Origin of the sequence: Aquimarina addita (genome assembly GCF_039539305.1) — a bacterium.
GTDB classification, from domain to species: Bacteria; Bacteroidota; Bacteroidia; order Flavobacteriales; family Flavobacteriaceae; genus Aquimarina; species Aquimarina addita.
In genome coordinates, this window is record NZ_BAABCW010000023.1 from 19705 (window position 1) to 40558 (window position 20854).

15 protein-coding genes are annotated in these 20854 nt (G+C 31.5%); 6 read left to right on the forward strand and 9 right to left on the reverse strand.

Features of this window, described 5'->3' with window-relative positions; genetic code table 11:
- Positions 1-900: 900 nt before the first annotated feature.
- Genes ABD816_RS19290 through ABD816_RS19300 form a run of 3 tightly spaced genes read right to left on the reverse strand, consistent with a single transcriptional unit; the run spans position 901 to position 3042 of the window.
- Positions 901-1851, reverse strand: a complete 951-nt coding sequence (locus ABD816_RS19290) for a Gfo/Idh/MocA family protein (RefSeq protein ID WP_344930194.1) — start codon at positions 1849-1851, stop codon at positions 901-903.
- A gap of 6 nt (positions 1852-1857) precedes the next feature.
- Complete coding sequence (locus ABD816_RS19295) at positions 1858-2433, reverse strand: acyltransferase (RefSeq protein ID WP_344930196.1); 576 nt, start codon at positions 2431-2433, stop codon at positions 1858-1860.
- Between the two features lie 3 nt (positions 2434-2436).
- Positions 2437-3042 (reverse strand): hypothetical protein, encoded by a 606-nt coding sequence (locus ABD816_RS19300; RefSeq protein ID WP_344930198.1) that lies wholly within the window; start codon positions 3040-3042, stop codon positions 2437-2439.
- Between the two features lie 561 nt (positions 3043-3603).
- Here ABD816_RS19300 and ABD816_RS19305 point away from each other — a divergent pair.
- From ABD816_RS19305 to ABD816_RS19315, 3 genes are all read left to right on the forward strand, one after another.
- A complete protein-coding gene (locus tag ABD816_RS19305) occupies positions 3604-4323 on the forward strand; it encodes a hypothetical protein (RefSeq protein ID WP_344930200.1) in 720 nt (239 codons plus the stop codon).
- A gap of 697 nt (positions 4324-5020) precedes the next feature.
- Positions 5021-6880 carry a PQQ-binding-like beta-propeller repeat protein gene (locus ABD816_RS19310; RefSeq protein WP_344930202.1) on the forward strand — a complete coding sequence of 620 codons (1860 nt, stop codon included), beginning with the start codon at positions 5021-5023 and terminating at the stop codon, positions 6878-6880.
- Positions 6881-7204: 324 nt separating this feature from the next.
- A complete protein-coding gene (locus ABD816_RS19315) occupies positions 7205-7414 on the forward strand; it encodes a hypothetical protein (RefSeq protein ID WP_344930204.1) in 210 nt (69 codons plus the stop codon).
- Between the two features lie 158 nt (positions 7415-7572).
- Here the strand turns inward: ABD816_RS19315 and ABD816_RS19320 are convergent, their stop codons facing one another.
- Entirely contained in the window at positions 7573-9129 is a 1557-nt protein-coding gene (locus tag ABD816_RS19320) for a GMC oxidoreductase (RefSeq protein ID WP_344930207.1), read from the reverse strand.
- Positions 9130-9242: 113 nt separating this feature from the next.
- Between ABD816_RS19320 and ABD816_RS19325 the strand changes: the two genes are divergently transcribed.
- Positions 9243-9839 (forward strand): TetR/AcrR family transcriptional regulator, encoded by a 597-nt coding sequence (locus ABD816_RS19325; RefSeq protein ID WP_344930208.1) that lies wholly within the window; start codon positions 9243-9245, stop codon positions 9837-9839.
- A gap of 90 nt (positions 9840-9929) precedes the next feature.
- On the opposite strand, the gene ABD816_RS19330 is transcribed toward ABD816_RS19325, so the two are convergent.
- The 3 genes from ABD816_RS19330 to ABD816_RS19340 form a co-directional block, all read right to left on the reverse strand.
- Positions 9930-13412, reverse strand: a complete 3483-nt coding sequence (locus tag ABD816_RS19330; RefSeq protein WP_344930209.1) for a T9SS type A sorting domain-containing protein — start codon at positions 13410-13412, stop codon at positions 9930-9932.
- A gap of 3 nt (positions 13413-13415) precedes the next feature.
- Positions 13416-13862 (reverse strand): hypothetical protein, encoded by a 447-nt coding sequence (locus ABD816_RS19335; RefSeq protein WP_344930210.1) that lies wholly within the window; start codon positions 13860-13862, stop codon positions 13416-13418.
- A 555-nt stretch (positions 13863-14417) separates the two neighbouring features.
- Positions 14418-16052, reverse strand: a complete 1635-nt coding sequence (locus ABD816_RS19340) for an ABC-F family ATP-binding cassette domain-containing protein (protein ID WP_344930212.1) — start codon at positions 16050-16052, stop codon at positions 14418-14420.
- A 267-nt stretch (positions 16053-16319) separates the two neighbouring features.
- On the opposite strand from ABD816_RS19340, the gene ABD816_RS19345 reads away from it, so the two are divergent.
- Complete coding sequence (locus ABD816_RS19345) at positions 16320-17771, forward strand: TlpA family protein disulfide reductase (protein ID WP_344930213.1); 1452 nt, start codon at positions 16320-16322, stop codon at positions 17769-17771.
- Positions 17772-17878: 107 nt separating this feature from the next.
- Here ABD816_RS19345 and fsa read toward each other — a convergent pair whose 3' ends face one another.
- The gene (gene fsa, locus ABD816_RS19350) at positions 17879-18532 is read right to left on the reverse strand and encodes a fructose-6-phosphate aldolase (RefSeq protein ID WP_344930215.1); all 654 of its coding nucleotides are present in this window, start codon (positions 18530-18532) and stop codon (positions 17879-17881) included.
- 424 nt (positions 18533-18956) lie between these two features.
- Between fsa and ABD816_RS19355 the strand changes: the two genes are divergently transcribed.
- The gene (locus ABD816_RS19355; protein ID WP_344930217.1) at positions 18957-19415 is read left to right on the forward strand and encodes a hypothetical protein; all 459 of its coding nucleotides are present in this window, start codon (positions 18957-18959) and stop codon (positions 19413-19415) included.
- A 296-nt stretch (positions 19416-19711) separates the two neighbouring features.
- Here ABD816_RS19355 and ABD816_RS19360 read toward each other — a convergent pair whose 3' ends face one another.
- Positions 19712-20533, reverse strand: coding sequence for an SDR family oxidoreductase (locus tag ABD816_RS19360; RefSeq protein ID WP_344930220.1), 822 nt, complete (start codon positions 20531-20533; stop codon positions 19712-19714).
- Positions 20534-20854 lie beyond the last annotated feature (321 nt).

The following is a 20854-nucleotide window of genomic DNA, read 5'->3' on the forward strand; positions in this document are numbered from 1 at the left end:
AAATTGTATTTTTATAAATAAGAATATTCTTACATATTTTTTATAAAAAATCATTATTTAAGCTTAAATGTGTACTTTATCGTGTTTTTTATATATTAAGGCTTTGTTAAAAAAATCCGATTACAGAATTTCATACTAAAAAAATTACATTTTTATAAGCTAAAAACTAATTACAAATTGTTGAAACTAAACAAATGTTAATTATTTTATAATACATTTATATCACCATGAATACTTTTAGAATTTTAGAATTATTAAATCCTTTTATAGGTGATTGTTCTTTTTATTCTAATTTTATAAAGAATTAGAACGCTTTCAACTTTATGACAGATAGATCTACTTCTTTTTTAAATACAGTTTATCATAAATAAACTTCCTTGATCCTAGGGTAAAGAGTTATGAAAGACATGACAATTTTATTACAATAATTAGTAAACGAGACTATTTTATTAAGATTCTATACGCTATACTTGAGGCAACGCCTCATAGAGTTCTATTAATTAAATTATGCGCATTTATTGTGAAGATTATTTTCCTATATAAAAATAAGTATTAATATCGTATTTATATCTGTGATGAAATAATATACTATCTACCTGAATCCTACTAATCTTTGCAAAAAAAACATTAACAAGCTTTTACTAAATTTTAGTACAAGACTGGCTTAGCTATGCAAATAAACCATGCAGAAACAGGATAATTGGAATTTTAGAATCACGACTACATCGTAGGTTATAATTCAAATAGGATTTTTTTGTATTCAATCTTTACCCTTTGTTCTTTTTACAGTTTGAGTATCTAGAACTTCTCCAAAAAGAGCGTCAAGGAACGTTATAGATTATATTGGATTAGAAAGATATTGAAAAAACGAAAGGTTTCCCTTAAATCAAAATCAATAAATTATAATTTTTTAGTAAGCAATGGATGATAATCATTCAGCAGCGGTGAGGTTACAGCGTTTCTAATATCATGTACGATTTGTATAGACTGTCTGGAATCTTTTAATCCATACCCCTCTCCTTTTAGTATAGTTTCATAACTTCTAGTATGTAGTTCTGTAAAACCACCACTAAACTCTATTTCTTCGCCATCTACAGTTATGGACCTATAGGTTCGTTTACCTTCTAGCTTTACTTTCTCTGGAATATTATTATAATCGATTGATAGAAACCATCGTACTCTCGCTTTTTCAAACTCTAGATACCCAGAACCAGTATCATTCGTAAGTTTATGAACCTTATTGGTAGTAATCGCTCCAAATACCCAGGATAACATATCATAAAAATGTACTCCTATATTGGTAGCAATACCACCTGATTTAGCTACATCTCCTTTCCAGGAAGTATGATACCAATTACCTCTGGATGTTAAATATGTCAAATCAACATTATATATTTTGTCTTGAGGACCTTCATCCACTCTCTTCTTTAAAGCTATGATACTTTCATGTAATCGAAGTTGTAAAATTGTATTAACACGACTATTGGATTCTTTTTCTATTTCTATCAATTGATCTACATTCCATGGATTAATCACGATAGGTTTTTCACAAATGGCGTGGGCTCCATTTCTCAAAGCCATTCTAATATGAGAGTCGTGAAGATAATTAGGGGTACAGATACTAACGTAATCAAGAGAAATATTTCTTTTTCTCTTGAGTTTTTCAATATGTCTGTCAAATCGTTCAAATTCTACAAAGAAATCAGCATCTGGGAAATAACTATCCATAATACCTACACTATCAAACTTATCTAGTGCGGCAATCAAATTATTGTCGGTATCCTTTATCGCTTTAAGGTGACGAGGAGCAATGTATCCGCCTACACCAATAATCGCAAAGTTTTTATTCATGTATTTTTAAGATTTAGTCACTGTACTATTTTCTATTTTATATGAATCCTTACTCTCAGGACATCGAGCAATGCCTTTTTCATTAAAATTAAGCCGATGTCCATATTCACTTATCCAACCAATTTGTTTTGCTGGGTTACCGACTACAAGAGCATAAGGCAATATTGATTTCGTTACTACAGAACCAGCTCCTATAAAAGCAAATGCTCCTATATTGTGTCCACAAATAATAGTTGCATTCGCACCAATAGTAGCCCCTTTACCGATATGAGTTGTAGCATATTGTTCTTTTCTATTGATAGCACTCCTCGGATTTATTACGTTAGTAAATACACATGATGGTCCTAAAAATACATCATCATCACAGGTTACACCTGTATAGATAGAAACATTATTTTGAATTTTCACATTATTCCCAATAACTACTCTGGGTGAGATTACTACGTTTTGCCCTATATTGCATCGTTCTCCGATAATGGAATAAGGCATGATGTGCGAAAAATGCCATATTTTGGTTCCATTTCCGATTTTACTACCTTCATCAACACAGGCGGTATTATGTGCAAAATAGTTGTGATCCATCTATCAAATACGTGATTTTTTATAAATCCTGATTATAAAACCTATATTAATCTGAATATAATTACTACCTAATTCATTAGTAATTGCACCCGTAGAAAATTTCGAAGTAACCTGGGTGTTAAGACGAAAAATTTCTGTTACATAATAGTTTACTCCAAACCCAACATTAGCTAAGACTGCCCCCGTTCCGTCATAAAAACTTTTTCCTGCACCCATCGCCATATAACCTTCTATAAAAGATCGATTAACATCCACAAAGAAGTTTGTAAAATAAAATTTTACTGACCCATCAAGTGCTATAAAATCAATGTCATTTTCTAATGACCTCCCATTTACCGTTTTACCTTCTAAAAATCGATTCAAATTAGTAGCTACTTCCAAACCAAAATGATCTGCAAATCTTTTCTCTACTGATATTCTGTAAGGATTACTATAATTATAATTGTCTGAAACATTAAAAAGACCTTTCACTCCTCCTCCAGAATCATTAATCGCATTTAATCCAAATCCCAAAATCCAAGGATTATCAGGATCAGAGAAAGATTGAGATTTTACTAATTGACAAGTAAAAATCATTAGTACATAAATAATATAACGGGTAATCCTCATTGCTCACTTTTTTAAGATAACGTATTTAAAACTCTATCTAGTATAACATTTATTAAACAATTGATAACTTCATCACCCCTAATCATCCATAAAACACAAATACTATATTTGTATTAAATGTCTCATACCTTGATATACCTACAAGAGATAAAAAAACTTATAAAATTAATCAGGGAAAATTAACATTTCTAGCTTTTTACTTACATAAAATTATTCCGTACATTAATCTTAAACAACCATCTGTTTTATTAGGTTTCTTCATTTTAAGGTTTCATATTGTAAAGAAAATTCTTCACAAACTCCTTCTCGTGATTTCAACTTTTTTAAATTTCAAAATAGGTCATCTTATCAGAAATAAAAGTAAGAAACAACAACTTTAATAAAGTAAATGTAGCTGTATTATTTTTATCTTTTAAAATTTTAAACATTAATAAATTAAATAATATGGTATTATTTGACACATACCTGCTTATTTTAAATCATTCTAATTAGAAACAACTTTGGTAACCTCTTGCAATACTAATCCTAATTCCTTAATTTAGTGATGCTAAAGAAAGAAAAATGTTACTACCCAGAACTAATATTGAGAAAAAATTAATTAGCTTAAGGAAGAAAAAATCAGAAACTTTTGATTGGAGGAAACAAATTCAATTAATTTTTGAAGTCGAAGAACAAATAAATGATCAAATAGAACGTACATTAAAACAAGGTGAAGCTTCTGATCAAAACGCTTTTATTTTTGACCATTTAGATACAAATAAAATATATCATATTGATCAAATTAAAAAAATCTGTATTGATTATCGATTACGTTTTTTAGATTCTAGATATTTTAAAGGAAAACTCCCGAAAGAAGCTTATACTAAAATTAAGAATTTAGAAAAAAAGCATGAAACTAAACTGACTGGATTTAAAATAATGGCCCCTTCTAAGTTATTTAAATTAGCTAATGCAGATGACCCCCTATTATTTGCACCGATGGGTAATAATTATTTTTATCTTATTCATAAATGGGGTAATGATTTACATCCACTACGCAGATTCACCATGTGGTTTTTTAAAAGTTTTGAAAATCTTACCCTTCTTACATGTATAATTAGTTTATTAGTAACGTTATTAGTTCCTGATGGACTTTTTAGTAAAGAAAATAATACTGCTACCTTTTTTATGGTATTTCTATTTATGTTCAAATCCATCGCTGCAATTGTACTGTTTTACGGGTTTGCACTCGGTAAAAATTTTAATACTGCGATCTGGAATAGTAAGTTTTTTAATGCTTAACTGCTTTTTAAAATTCAAGTATAAATAATTGAAAGAATATTAGATGTATTCTTCGGTTTTTATTGTAAATCCATTCATAAATTATCATTTAAGTGAATTTATCATAATAAAGACTCTTGTTAGTAAATTCATTCTGCTATAAAAAAAATTGGTATGCTTACATCTATCATCATAACTACAATGTGTAGATTCTGAAAAATAAGCCATTGTTAACGAAGCAAAATAATTGAGAGTATTGTTAAAATTATTTCGTTTACACGAATCAAATAAAAGACAGATTCATTCTCTATAGCCTTATAAGCATACTACTCTTGCGGCCTAAATAATATATTAGTATCCCAATAAACTTATATAATTTTTCATAAGTTCTAGAATCAATTACCTTAACTCAAAAATGTGAAATATCAAAAACAAGAACATTTTGCTATAAGAATCAGAAAACAATACCTCTCTATCCAGATTCTATAGATTATATTCATGGCAAAGTCTTGAATAATTCTCCTAATTAAACAAATAATAAAATCTTATAAATAAAATGTTATAAGAATCTTAAATAAAATACTTACAATTAATTATTAAAAAAATGATTTTTTTCAGAAATAGCTATGTTATTAAGTACTGAGCTCCTATTGTTTTATTGATATTTTAATTGCATTTTTGTAAAAATTTGTTAAATACTATAATCTTAAATCGTACTATGAAAAGAATCTACGCATTAGTCCTATGTTTTATAACGACATTCTATTCTATAAATGCTCAAGAAAAATTATGGCAAGTTGACTTAAAAGAAACACTTTCAACAGTGGGATGGATAAAACAATCCAATGACGGCGTTATCATTGCTTCCGGATCTAAAGGTCTTGTTGGACTCAATAATATGACGGGAGAAACCATCTGGCATAATAAAGAATTAAAGGCTATTAATAAGAATACTTTTTTGACTATTGATGGACTTCCTTTATTTTACGTGGAATATGCACCTGTAGCAGGAAAAACCAGGGGGATTATTATTAATTCAAGTAATGGTGACATCTTATATGATACTAAAGATGACGGGTCTAAGATTAAAAACTTTACAGTAATTGCAGATAAGGGAATCATTCTTTTTGAGCTAATAACTGAGAAGGAACGAAACATCATGTCATTTAGTCTTAAGACCTGGGAGAAGAATTGGGTAGCACCTCTGGGTGAATCAAAAGGACTTATGGAGAAATTTGCAGGTGCTTCTTTTATTAATCACGGACCTTACTTTACTAATGATAATAATATTGTCATCGGATTAAAAGATGAAATTTTTGGAATACATACAGAAACCGGCGAAATACAATGGACGCATAAAGCAGATAAACGAATCAAAGCTTTAGTATATTCTGATATTAATAACAGTCTTTATCTGGGCATTAAAAAATCTAAAGTACTTACTGTTTTAGATCCATCTGATGGTAAGGATATTACGCCAGGAAAATTAAAATTAAAGGGAACCTTAATTGATGTAAGACCTTATAACGGTAATTTAATACTTGTCGAGACCGAAGGTTTTAATATCATTGATCCACAAACTAATGAATTTAAATGGAAAAAAAGTTTCAAAATTGATTTTCTTGACGAAGTTATTCCCAATGAAAAAGGGTATATCGCCATAGGTAAAGATGAAAAAGATGGAACCATTGCTCTTGTGGATAAAGAAGGGCAAAAAATTTGGGATAGTAAGGTTAAAGGATATGCATATTATGTAACACCGACCCCTAAAGGTGTGATCTATATTTCAACAGAAAGATCTAATATATTGGATTTTGAAAAAGGAAAAGACGTTTGGGACAAAGATGTAAAATTCAGATCTATTCCTGCAGTTACCTACGATCAACAAGAAGACAAAGTAGTCTTATTTGAAAATAAAAAAGGATATAAATTTGATCTGAATACAGGAGTTATAGAACTTTTTGCTGAAGATATCCAATTAAAAGAGGTTTCAAAAAAGACACCCTTACTGGCTGAATATGTGGATGGAGCAGGATATTTAATTAATGCTGATCAACACATTTCCTTATTATCACCTGAAGGTTCATTAGTATATACTGAATATTACAATCCCGCTAGCTCTATTGGCGGTCTAATGAGTGTTGCACAACTCGGGTTAAGCATCGCAGGAGTAGATTTAGATATAGCTGGAGCGATGGATAATATTGAAACTCTTTCTGCTTTATCCAGTGGTTCTGGTCTACAGACTTCTCAAGATCAAACTGACGGAACTTCTGAAACAAATATTGCTGCAGGATTGTATGTGGGTACCGCTGATAATATGGCAACCGTTTTTGAAGTTACCAAGACCCGCTATACAAATTCTAAATCCATACGTAGCCATAAATTTATTGTTGCTAAGGTAAAAGGTGGTGATGACGGAACTAAGCATTTCATTTATATGATTAATAAAAAAACCGGAGCAATTGATAAACAAATTGAATTATTAGATAAAACACCAAATTATCTTATAGATGAAATTGATACAATAACTTTTATTAATGAAAAAAATCATATCATATCTGCTCATAAATTTTAAGAAAGTATTTTTATGCCAATAACAAGAAGATAACTAAAAACTCATTCTACTTTTGCATAAAATTTAATTTATTAAATTGTCTAAAGAGGTCAGTATATAATTACTGATCTCTTTATGTATACATAATTATCCTTTATATAATAACTACTTAAGTTTTATAAAATAAATCCCTCAAAGTTCTTTAATTTGATCATTCGGGTAACCCGTTGTTAATGATGTCGTAATCTGGCAAACTACTATCTTTTTTAATTTAAATCCATATGATTAGCAATGAAATGAGGTGAAAATCTCTATTTTTACACAAAAGAAAACTAATCAATATCTATGGAAGATAACAAACCTGCATCGAGAAAAAAATGGGATCTTATGATTGGTATAGCACTTATTATATTTGGTAGTTTTAGACTTTATAACCGATTTCAATTAGGAGAGGATTGGGGTTTTAGATCTATTCTTACCATTGTCTTCATAGGATATGGAGGTTTTTTGATTTACAGATATTTTACAAGCCCTGATAAAAGTCAAGAAGAGTAAAGTAATCCATTAAAATGCTCTGGAAGTAAGTGCATTTTTAATTTTGATATAAGTGATATAAGTTGGATTTTTGGCTTAATTTTAAAAGCGATATAATAGTAACTCTCTAGTTTAATTATTATACTATCAGATAAATTAGAACAATAAGAATAAGTTTTTTACTTCTTTTTATCAGGTATCATACTCATCGCTCTTTCTGTAATTGCAGTAATAGACAGCGATGGATTTACACCTGGATTGGATGATATTGCGGCGCCATCACACACTAACATATTCTCATAACCAAATACCTTATTATCTTTATCAATTACTCCCTCTGAGCTATTTGCTCCCATAATTGCTCCACCGAGAATATGTGCTGTAGAAGGAATTCCTGCTAATGGTTCTAAACCAAAAACGGTTTCTTTTCCCTTTACTAATTGCGCATACCTTCTTGCTAATTTTAAAGATTTTGAGATAAAAGCACTGGGCTTTTTACCCGCTGACATAGATGAATTCATAAATCCAAAAGAATTTATTTTAAACCTAAGCGTACTATCTAGCGTCTGCATAAACAATAAAATAGCCGTACTTTTACTCCAATCTTTTACTGTGTATAATCGAATATAAGCTAAGGGTTGTTTAAACAAACTGACTACCATCATAATTACCCTAATGATCATATTCTTACCGTGTATTAATGGAAGATGTGATAAACGCCAGAATCCAGAACCTTTTGCATAGCGTACTATTTCTAAATGACTATTAGGATCTGTATGAAGTATGGATCCGATAGCAACTCCTTGAGACATATCTTTTGTTCCACTAGTATTAGTGACACTTATAAGGCTTTCATTATTTGTACGTATATCAAAACCTAATTTGTCTGAAAGTTTGGGAAGTGATTTTCTCTTTAATTTTAATAATAGTTTAACCGTGCCTAATACTCCTCCAGAAAAAACAACTCCTTTTGTTCGTACACTCCTCTTTGATTTAAAAAAACCAGTTGCTGATTTGTAAGATACCCTATAACCGTCATCCGTTTTAGCTACATCATAAACTTCATTTTCTGCTATTATTTCTACTCCTAATTTCTGTGCAAAATACAAGTAATTTTTATCTAATGTGTTTTTTGCACCTACCCTACACCCTGTCATGCATCCACCACAAAAATTACATCCGGTTCTTTCTGGTCCCTCTCCATCAAAATAAGGGTCAGAAACCTTTTTTTCCGGAACTCCAAAAAATACTGCTACATCTGTTTCAGAAAAATTATTATCAATTCCCATGAGGGAAGCTAATTCTTGTAAAGCCTTATCTCCTTCAAAAAGTTTTGGGTTTTTCTGTGCTCCTAGCATGCTTAGAGCAGTTTGATAATGAGGAGCTAGTTCTGTTTGCCAATCCATAAGATTCTTCCAACTACCAGAAACAAAAAAATCTCTTTTTGGTATCGGTAACGTATTAGCATATACCAATGAACCTCCACCAACACCAGTACCTGAAAGCACTACCACATGTTTAAAAAAAGATACCTTCATTATACCAAACCATCTTAAAAAAGGAACCCATAACCATTTACGAAGATTCCAATTAGATTTCGGAAAATCTTTTGATTGGTACCATTTTCCTTTTTCAATTACTAACACCTTATACCCTTTTTCAGAAAGCCTTAACGCACTCACAGATCCTCCAAAACCGCTACCCACAATTACATAATCATATTCAGTATCTTTCATGTTTATTAGCGTATAACAGGTATATGGATAGTAATTTACATACTATTTTAAAGATTACTCTAAAAATCGTACTATTTAACCAAAAATAGTTTGATTATATTAAATTAGCAAATATGGGCAGAAAGTCTAATGACAAGAATAGAAAACCAAAGACTATAAAAGTTGAACAATGGACACAAGCTTTGTTACCTAAAATTAGAAAAACGGAACTCAAAAATATCACTATGGATGAGCTCGCTATACTAATGAATAAGAGTAAATCTACAATTTATGAGTACTTTGCTACAAAGGAAGAAATTTTTGAATATATAACCCAGATAAGAATAGATCGACTTAAAGCGTATAAAAAGGAGATGTATGGTAAAACCCTGCCACCTCATAATCATGAAGCATTATCTCTGATTCTTACCGAAGGCGTAAAAGATATTTCGCCATTCTATCTCAAACAACTACAATTATATTATCCTTCTGCCTGGGATATCGTAAAAGCATTTTTGCATGATTTACTGAATGATCTAAGAAATTTCTATGCTTCTGGTATTCATAAAGGTATCTTCAAAAAAACATCACCTGAGCTTCTAACGAAACTCGATGAATATTTTATAATGCAACTAATTACAGATCATCATTTTTTTAACAGTAATCAAAAAACTCTGGCCTCTATAATCAAAGATTATATTGCATTAAGATTTGAAGGTTTATATAAATAATCCTGTGACAAAAAAAAGCTGTCTGAAAAATCAGACAGCTTTACAAAACTTTAATACATAGTAATTCTAAAAAACTACCAGATCATTAGATTATTTAATTATGATTTTCTGCGTTTCTGTTTGCGCATCAAACTCTAGATTTACAAGATACATTCCTTTTCTAAGTGAACCTAAATTAATGCTTTGTTGAGAATTGCTGGCAACATCCATTTTAGTTTCAAAAACTTGTGCTCCATTAAGTGCATATACACTGATAGAAGCATTATTGATCGCTGCACCAGAACTTATATTAATTGTACCATCAGATATCGTTGGATAAATCGAGATTCCAGCTACCTCCAATTCATTATCTTCTATAGATAATGTAGGTGATTCTAGATTAACAGAACGAAGTGCCCACCCAAAAGAATTAAAAACTGGATCAGAAACTAGTCTAAAACGAACCGCTACTACATCCCCTTCATTAAAAAACTCTAATAAATCAATAGTTTGTTCTTTAAACAAATCATCATTGATTGATGGTGCAGGATCAGAATTAAATAGATCAGTCCATTCCGTAAAACGCTCTGCATCATAGGTATCTAGACGAGTCCAGTTCGCCAAGTCTGTAGATGCTTCTACTGCAACAAAATCATAAAACGAACCAGGTGTAGCATCGAATTCTGTAATTGCTACATCCTCATACGTAAAGACTCTAGAAGAAGATGTTATAGTAATAGGCTGCTTTAGTACTGTTCTGTACTCCGTATTATCTAGATATGGGTGATCAGCATTATTCAAAACAGCTTGCCCTACTGTTGCACCAATATCATCAATAAGAAACTCATCACCAAATGTATACACATCTGCTGGTTCAAAAACATCTATAGAAAGGGTAGCTTCAGGTTCATTAAAATCTATAATATCAATAGTAGCTGATGTTACAATAGATTCTTGACCATCAGTAGTTATTAGTTGGAAACCAACTACGTGTTCACCTTCTGGTAAATTCTCAAACACATAAGAAAACTCAGTAGCGGTTGCCACATTATCTGTAATTTGATCAACTTCAGTTTCGTCTAGAAACACATTAATAGTCTCTATATTATCATCGCTATCCTGGACATATGTGATTACTGCATTTTGATTATCTATTGCTTCCTGGAAGGCGCTCACGATTGTTGGTGGAGCAAAATAAGCTGGTGGTTCATATCCTGATAATTCTTCTATAGTAGCGGTCCAAACTCCTCTACCATGTGTTGCCATGACGACTTCATCATTAACAATTTTCATTTGCCATACTGATACCGCTGGCATACCAGCTAATAATGCCCAGTTAAGACCTCCATCAAGAGTTTGAAAAACTCCAATATCAGTACCTACCCAAAGTATATTTTCATCATAGGGCATCTCGATCAAACTGTGAATAGACACATCTGGAAATCCTCTATCTTCTCCTGTAGAAAAACCTGATATATCAACCCAGGTTTGCCCAAGATCTTCAGTTTTAAGAACTTTAGCAGCTCCCTGTCCGGAAAATAAAACATATGCTCTATTTTCATCAATTAAAGAAGTTTCTACACCTGAAATAAAGTAATTATGACTTCCAGGATTTGACTCATCAGTAAAGACAGCAGTAGGAGCATAAGATTGACCGTTATCTTGAGAAACCTGCATAACAAAAGAACCAGACTCTGTCATAGCATTTCCTGCCCAAACAATATCAGGATTTGCAGTCGATACAGAAACATCTAATGCACTGGATGTACCTACAGAAAAATTATCAGGAATTGATGTTAATTCCCAGGTTCTACCAAAATCAATGGATCTCCATACTCCACTAACTGAAGGACTAAAAACAACATCCGGATTGTTATTAGCATTTGCTATTTTAGAATAAAAGGGAGAGGTTCCTGATCCTGACTCACCATGGCGTGCATTATAACCAGCACCATTTTCATAACCAACAAAACCATTATATTGAGATCCTCCGATAAATTTATTTGGATCATCATAGTTCCATAATACTTCAAAACCGTCTCCACCTATAATATAGGTGTATGCTGTTTCTTCTGTGGCATTATCACCGGTTAAAGAAATCCAAGTTCCATTATCCTGTGCACCCGCTGTATAATCATCAACACCATTACGTTTATCTGCTCCATAAAATTGAGTACAATTAAGACCTGAAGCAGCCTCTGACCAATCGTTTAGTGTAGTTCCTGGGTCCGTTAGATAATCGGTAGCGTAGATACCTCCGTCATTTGCCAAGATTAATTTAAAAGTATTATCACTTGTCTGCGAAGTTTCTGGTATAAAAGCTAATCCATGTTGATCCACGTGCACATAATCATTTAATTCACCATTATATCCCGCAGCAATTGGAGTAAAGTTATATTCTAATGCGGCTTCTTCACCTGAGATAACGACTTTATGCATTACAACACCTCCTACATAACAAATATTTTCGTCATAAGGATGTGCCATCATTACATTATCATACCATCCCTGACCCGTTATTAAGTTTCCTGTTCCAGGTTCTCCATTATATCCTACTAAGGTAAATGTAGCTCCTGCATCATTAGAAACGTATAAATCTGTATTCACTTCTGTAGTTGCTGCTCCACCAGCAGTATATACACCTGCAAAAATTCTATTCGAATTTGCTGGAGACACATCTATCTCAAAACGCTGATGATCAGCATTATAATCATCTTTATTAAAAACTAAGTTCCAGGTTAGACCTCCATCTGTACTTTTTATGATACCGATACTATCAACTCCTCCGTATAATATAGAAAAATTAGTTGGATCTTGTTTTAAATCTTGTACATTACCTCCTGTATATGTATTTTGCCATGTAAGACCTCCATCTGTAGTTACATATATACCATTCTCACTAGCTACTATCAAATTATTCTCATCAGCTGGATTTATGGCTAGCCTACCAATACCTCCAAAATCTTTGGTATTATTAAGGTATTCCCAGCTACTTCCTGCATTCGTACTTTTAAGAACTCCAATTCCTCCTATAGCATCAAGATTCCCAAATGGCTCTCCTGTACCTACGTATAAAGTAAGAGGATTATTGGCACTTACAACCACAGTAGATGTAGATAAACTAGGAACCCTAAAATCTGTAAGATTTTCCCAAGTAACACCAGCATCTCTGGTCACCCATATTCCACCACCTACAGTACCCACATACCAGGTATCTTTATCATCTGGCGCTACAGCGATACCACGAATCCTTCCTGGCACATTGACTGGTCCTCTTTCTGTAAACTCAAGAACACTACTACTTCGTTTTTGAGAGCTCGCAGGGTTTTTGATCGCTTTTTGATACTCTGCCATCAAGAAACCATCTTCGTAAGTTGACTTTTCAGCACCAATAGGTTTCATCAAATTAGCCGTATACTCGGCCATAATCTCTATTCCCTTTTTTTTGTTGTGATCTTTCTTAGTTTTTTTCTTTTTTACAACTTCAATGTTTTTAATAGAAGTCGCTTCTTGTTTTACACTATTATCACAGGAGGAGTAAAATACCACCAATGCAATGAATAGTAATTGTTTAAAATAAAAATTGTGTTTCATGAATTAGCCTTTTAATTTAATTATTTGAGTTTGCGTTTGGATTTTTGTTTGTGAAATTTCTTCTGGGTTTTCTGATGTCGGCTTTTGCTCCATACCCACATATGGAATAAGTTTTAACGAAGATTGATCGTTCCATTCTACACCTTCTCCCCTAAAAGAATCTTTTTTAATTATTTCTTTAGTAGCAGTATCGTACACTGTGTACTCAAAATGAGAAGCAGGGTCGCCAACCTTTATAAATCTTTTAAGAACAAGTTCCATTGATTTATCAGCGTTCATCTTTCTTGTAATAGAACTTTTATCTACCATGGGTTGTATTGGATACATTTCTTCTTTTGCTGTACTTACTGTTTCTGCATCTATAGTACTCTTATCTACAGATTTACACTGAATGGATAAAGATATTAAACATATAAAAACAAAAAATACAGTACTTTTTATCTGTAACATTGTATTAAAAATTATTTTAGTTTGGTAAATACTTAGTAGTATGTATACAAACTGGTGACTGTTATAGTAGGTAGGTGTTTTGGGGTAATGATTGATTTAAAAAATCAGGTCGTAAATGTAGCAATTTAATACAATTCAAACGCCATCAAATATATAAAAATGACTATCAAAAAATAGAGTATCAGCAATTTAGCTTTCACAAAAGCGTTAAAAATAAAGTTAAAAATTCATAAAATACTTTATTTTTTTGCGAATAAAAGTGGTGCTTATTTTAAATCATAAAGTTTTTAACCAAAATTGTGTTAAAAAAATAATTTAATCGTAAAACCGTAAATTATAGGTGGTCAACCAATAAAAACACTGCCTAAATTAGATATTTAACGCAAAAAATGAGTTTTATCCCTTTTTGTTACTATACAAAAGAAATAAAACTCAAATAAAAGTGATTTCATTTTATAGCGAAGTATAAATAATAATCTTAAATCACATATTTTTTGTGAGATTTAAAAATAGAATAACATCAGAACAATCATTTAAATACTTTCCAACTTAATCCTATGAAGTTTTGACTGTATACATCTTATCACGAAGTTCTTTAATCTTAGCATCGCTCATATACTCATCAAAAGTAGTATAGCGATCTATCACTCCATTAGGAGTTAATTCAATCACTCGGTTAGCAACCGTTTGTGCGAATTCATGATCGTGTGTGGTAAATAATATGGTTCCTTTAAAATTCTTTAGTGAATTATTAAATGCAGTTATCGATTCCAAATCAAGGTGATTAGTGGGTTCATCTAACATCAACACATTTGCTCTGGTCATCATCATTCTGGATAACATACATCTTACTTTTTCTCCTCCGGACAATACATTGGATTTTTTTAATGCTTCCTCACCACTAAAAATCATTTTACCCAGAAATCCTCTGATATAAACTTCCTCGCGTTCTTCTTCCGTTTTGGCCCATTGGCGTAACCAATCAACCAGGCTTAGCTCGTTCTGAAAATACTCACTATTATCAGCAGGTAAATAAGATTGTGTAGTAGTAATCCCCCAAGCAAATGTACCTGCATCTGCCTTTTTCTTCTCATTAAGGATTTGATAAAAAGCCGTAGTCGCTCTGGAATCTTTTGAAAATACAACTACCTTATCTCCTTTAGCTAAATTAATATCCACATTTCTAAACAATAAATCCCCTTCTTCTTCCTGACTTGCTGCTAGTCCTTCTACATTAAGAATTTGATCTCCCGCTTCTCTATCCCTTTCAAAAATAATAGCAGGATATCTACGACTAGACGGTTTAATATCTTCTATATTAAGCTTTTCTATCATTTTCTTACGAGAAGTTGCTTGTTTTGATTTTGCTACATTAGCGCTAAAACGAGCAATAAACTCCTGTAATTCTTTCTTCTTTTCTTCTGATTTTTTATTCTGCTGTGCACGTTGTTTTGCAGCTAACTGAGAAGACTCATACCAAAAAGTATAATTACCGCTATAATGATTAATTTTAGAAAAATCTATATCAGAAATATGAGTACATACAGAATCTAAAAAGTGTCGGTCATGAGATACTACGATTACAGTATTATCAAAATTTGCAAGGAAATTTTCTAGCCATGAGATTGTTTCATAATCCAAATCGTTGGTAGGCTCATCCATAATAAGCACATCTGGTTTACCAAACAAACACTGAGCGATCAGGACACGTACTCGTTGTTTCGTATCTAAATCAGCCATTTTAGTATAATGAAGATCTTCTTTTATTCCTAAGTTAGAAAGCATAGTTGCGGCTTCGCTATCTGCATTCCACCCATTCATTTCTTCAAATTGTACTTGAAGCTCCCCTATCTTTTCAGCATTTTCATCCGTATAATCAGCATATAATGCATCAATTTCTTTTTTAATCCCATACAAAATTTTATTCCCCATCACTACTGTCTCTAGCACTGTATATTCGTCATATGCATAGTGATCCTGTTCTAATACAGACATTCTCTTACCAGCCTCTAAATGAACATGTCCGGAAGTAGGCTCTAAGTTTCCTGCAAGAATTTTCAGGAATGTTGATTTACCAGCACCATTGGCTCCGATAATACCATAACAATTACCTTGTACAAAACTCGTATTAACGTCATCAAATAGAACGCGTTTACCAAATTGAACAGAAAGATTAGAAACTGATAGCATAACTTAAAAATTGTAGTAATTGAAAATTTCGGCAAAAGTAGAAAAATCGATTCAGAACAAGAAACATTATAATACAATTTTAAGACCCCAATTATTGATTAACTTTTAAAATTTATAGGCATCTGTTGAATTAATATGTTGTAAGCATAAAAGCCTATAATTTCTTCCAATTGACAAAACCCATCATAATTAACATGCCCTTAACAATCCTTATAGTACAATCCTTTTATTTTTGAATCGCTGTACGTTAAATAACAGTTTCCCATAATGTATTACTTTAGAATAAAATTTCTTTTTTTTTGTATACTTATTACACTCTTTAACTCTTGTGATGTTACTAAAAAAAATAAAAATAGAGAAGACACATATTTTGGAGGTGAAATTGTAAACCCAAACACCAATTATGTAGTGCTATCTAAAGGAGATAGTTATGGTGATACTATTTATTTAAATAAAGACAATAAATTCTTATACAAAGTCAAGGGTTTTAAAAATGGACTTTATTCCTTCAGGCATAGTCCGGAGACACAGTTGATACTTTTAGAGAAGGGTGATAGCACATTAATTAGACTCAATACTTTAGAGTTTGATGAATCGTTAGTTTTTACAGGAGAAAGTGCCAGGAAAAATAATTTTCTCATTGATGTTTTTTTACAAAATGAAAAAGAACGAGATCTTTTAGAAAAAGGAGGATTTAATATATCTCCTGATCATTTTGTGAGATCACAAGATTCTTTATTCGATAAAAAATTATTTGATTTCAATAACCTAACTAAGAAATACAAGTTAAGCGATTTAACAAAAAAGATATGTCTTGCCAGTATTAGTTATGATTTTTATGCTCGACGAGAAATGTACGCATACAGATACCAGAATTTTAGAATGTACAAAAAGGAGTTAAACAAAGAGCTACCTACATCTTTTTTTAACTACAGAAATAGTATTAATTTTAATGATGATGACTTAAAAAGATTGTACTCTTATAATAGATTTCTTAATCATTATTTTATCAATACATCATTCACCAATTACAGTAAGAAAGGTTTAAACACTAAAGATCTTATAGGTAATACAATTTTTAAACTTAACCTTATAGACAGCACCATACATCATTCATACATCAAAAATAATTTACTAAGAGGTGTTACTACAAATTTTATATTAGATCATAGAAACGATTATTTATCTCAAAAAATACTAGATCATTATTTATCAATAAGCTCTCATGAAAAATTTCAGCAGGAATTGATCAAACTAGCAAAAGCAACATCCAGATTAAAACCCAAAAATATAATCCCGGATCAGGAACTTATAGCTTCTGATGGAGAAAACCTATACTTATCTACTCTTTTTGAAAAACCTTTTACAGCGTTATATTTTTGGTCTACAGAGAGAAAAGATCATTATGTAAAAGCGCATAAAAAAGCCTCTTATTTAAGTAAACGGTATCCAGAAATTGAATTTATTGCAATCAACACAGATGATAATCAATCCGAAAACTGGATAAAGACCATCAAAAGAAATAAGTATAACCTTAATCGGGAATATGAATTTAAATTTCCTAAATGCTCATCAGAAGAATTAGTATTACAATACAGAAATAAAGTTATATTGATAAATAAAGATGGCGAAATAATAACACCAAACGCTGATCTTTTCTCTCCGGCTTTTGAAAGACAACTTAGAATTTACAATCAGATGATTGAGAAGAAAAACTAAGCTAAAGTTAAAAGTTACAACAGTAAAGTATAAAAAAGAATCAATTAAGAAGAGTACAAAAATGCCTAACCTTTAGCTAGATTCTTATACTCTCCCCGATTACACTTTTAATTACCTTTTTTATAATCAGCCAAAAACTTTGCTAATCCTATATCTGTCAATGGGTGCTTTAATAAGCCCTCAATTGAAGAAAGAGGCCCGGTCATAACATCAGCTCCAATTTTTGCACAATCAATCACGTGCATTGTGTGCCGTACAGATGCTGCTAGAATTTCTGTTTCAAAACCATAGTTATCATAAACCAATCTGATTTCTGCAATTAGATTAAGCCCATTTGTTGATATATCATCTAACCTACCAATAAATGGAGATACATACGTAGCTCCGGCTTTTGCCGCTAACAAAGCTTGCCCTACTGAGAAAACCAACGTACAATTCGTTTTAATCCCTTGATCGCTAAAATACTTTATTGCTTTCACACCCTCTTTAATCATTGGTACTTTTACAATAATTTGGTCATGAAGTTTTGCCAACTCTTCACCCTCTTTTACCATTCCTTCAAAATCCGTAGCAATTACTTCTGCACTTACATCACCTGTTACAATATCGCATATTTTTTTGTAATGCTCGATAATATTATCTTTTCCCGTGATACCTTCTTTAGCCATTAATGATGGATTAGTAGTTACTCCATCCAGTACCCCTAAGTCCTGCGCTTCCTTAATCTGATCAAGGTTAGCAGTATCAATAAAAAATTTCATATGGTTGTGTTTAGATTTATTATTCTTTTTTTGAGATTGCAAATATAAAGAATATAGGTTTGGCGAATACGCCTTACTTACTAAATTAGCAATATGAATTATTTGCAATCACTCCACATCAACAAAATCTAATAAAATCAGAATGAATTACCTCGACCCAAAAGTATGTGGAATAAAAACAAGATCGAATTATTACAAGAATCAGAAAATAAAATTCTTTTATCCTGATGCTATACACTACACTCCAGATAAAGCTTTAATGATTTTTAGTAAATAGAAATATAATAATACAACAACAAGCTCAGAACCAAAAGGTTTAAATAAATATGTAAATTATCTTGTAACGTTTTACTTATACAGGACACATATTTATATAAATACTAATCAACCTAGTGCAAAAGCACTAAAATAAAAACACTGAATTATGAGGAAATCAATTACAATTTTCATTTTACCACTTTTAATTATAGCTTGCAGCGCCTTGACAGGAGAAGAAATTGCCAGACTTTCTATCAACAAATTAAGCTCAGAAAATAACTTAATTATCAAAGAAGCAACTCTAGACCTTAAAAAAGGCGATGAAATTGCAATTTGGTCTGATATGGACTATTCTTATGAAGGAGACTCTTCCTTATTATTTAAAATTGAGATTTTAAAAGATGGTGTATCTCTAGAATCCTTTGTAATTGATCCAACCGATAAGAATATTACGATTAATGAGGTTACAACCTCAGTTTTTAACAAAACAAACTCAAGCTTTTCAGGCAAAAATTCTGAAATTGAAATTGAAGAAGATGGAACCTATACTTTTAAAGGATTTCTCTTTACTGAATACAACTCCAATTTAGAAATTAATAAAGCCGAAATTGTTTTAAAAAGGTAAAAAAACTCTGCTATAATGTTTATTTAAGAAAATAGTAACTATATCTGTAATAATCATACTAACTGTGCTTGTAACAATCTCCGCAATTAGTTTTGAATATCTAAGCTACTATTCAAGAATAATTCTCGGCATACTTACAATGTGGCAGGCTTCATAACAGATAGTCAAAACCTATCAATTCATAAAGCTGATAGTACTTAGAATTATATAGTAATTATTTGAAAAACAGATAGCGTAAAACGAAGTTATCTGTTTGTCAGTTCAAAAACCAGACCTAATACATTAATGCATCAGGACTATAATTTATAGTGATTCATTAGTAGTTTTTCATAGACAGTATCTGGCAAAACTCGCTTCAAAACTATTGAAAATTTTTGCATAAATTCTCCCACCTTGTAATGAACTTTAGGCTTTTTCTTGTGTATAATTTTATAAATAACTTTAGCCATCTCTTCTGGATCTTTACCAGCATCCACATGGGCATCCATTAAAGCAAGTGTATTTCCGTAAGAAGTTTCATAAGGAGAGTTTTCGATTATAGGGGCGTGATACCTACCTGCTGCAATATTCGTTGCAAAATCACCTGGAGCTACATTTGTCATTTCAATATTAAATGCTTTTAACTCCATCCTCCAAGCTTCTGTAGTTAACTCTAATGCAGCCTTAGACGCGCTATAAATACCACGGTATGGTAACCCCATGTATCCTGCAATAGATGTTATATTAATAATCAGCCCATTACCCTGACTCCTCATTAAAGGAAGTACTGCTTTAGTAACATTGATAGGACCAAAATAATTTGTAGTAAAGTTTCCTATGATTTCTTCTTCAGGAATTTCTTCAATAGGTCCCGTAATACCAGCACCAGCATTGTTAATGAGAACATCTAATTTCCCATGTTTTTTTTCTATACAAGCCACAGCTGATTGAATACTACTTTTATCAGCAACATCTAATTGCAATAATGTAAAATCTTTAAAATCTACAAATCGAGAAGGGTTTCTGCTCGTACCATATACAATAAAACCTCGTTTTGAAAGAAATAACCCTATAGATTTTCCGATTCCGGAAGAACCCCCGGTGATTAAAACCACCTTAGAATTTTGATTTGCATCCATATCATTCTATATAAAAATGTATTGCAGAAGATAAGCACTACATTTTGATTAATTAGTAAGTCAAATTTATATAATTTGCTTTTATTTCAATTGCAATTCACAATTCTCTTTTACGCCATCTATATCCGTCCTACCATTGCTTTAAAATTGTCAACATCATTATTTTAATTAAAAAATTGCCGACATATTTTCTGCATACTTTATACTTTGCTAACTTAATAATAGTGTCAAATAAAACCTTAATCTTTGGGTTTCACTTGTTAAATTTATCTATAATTTATCTATATACACCGATTTTTTTAAACCCGGATTTAGTAATTC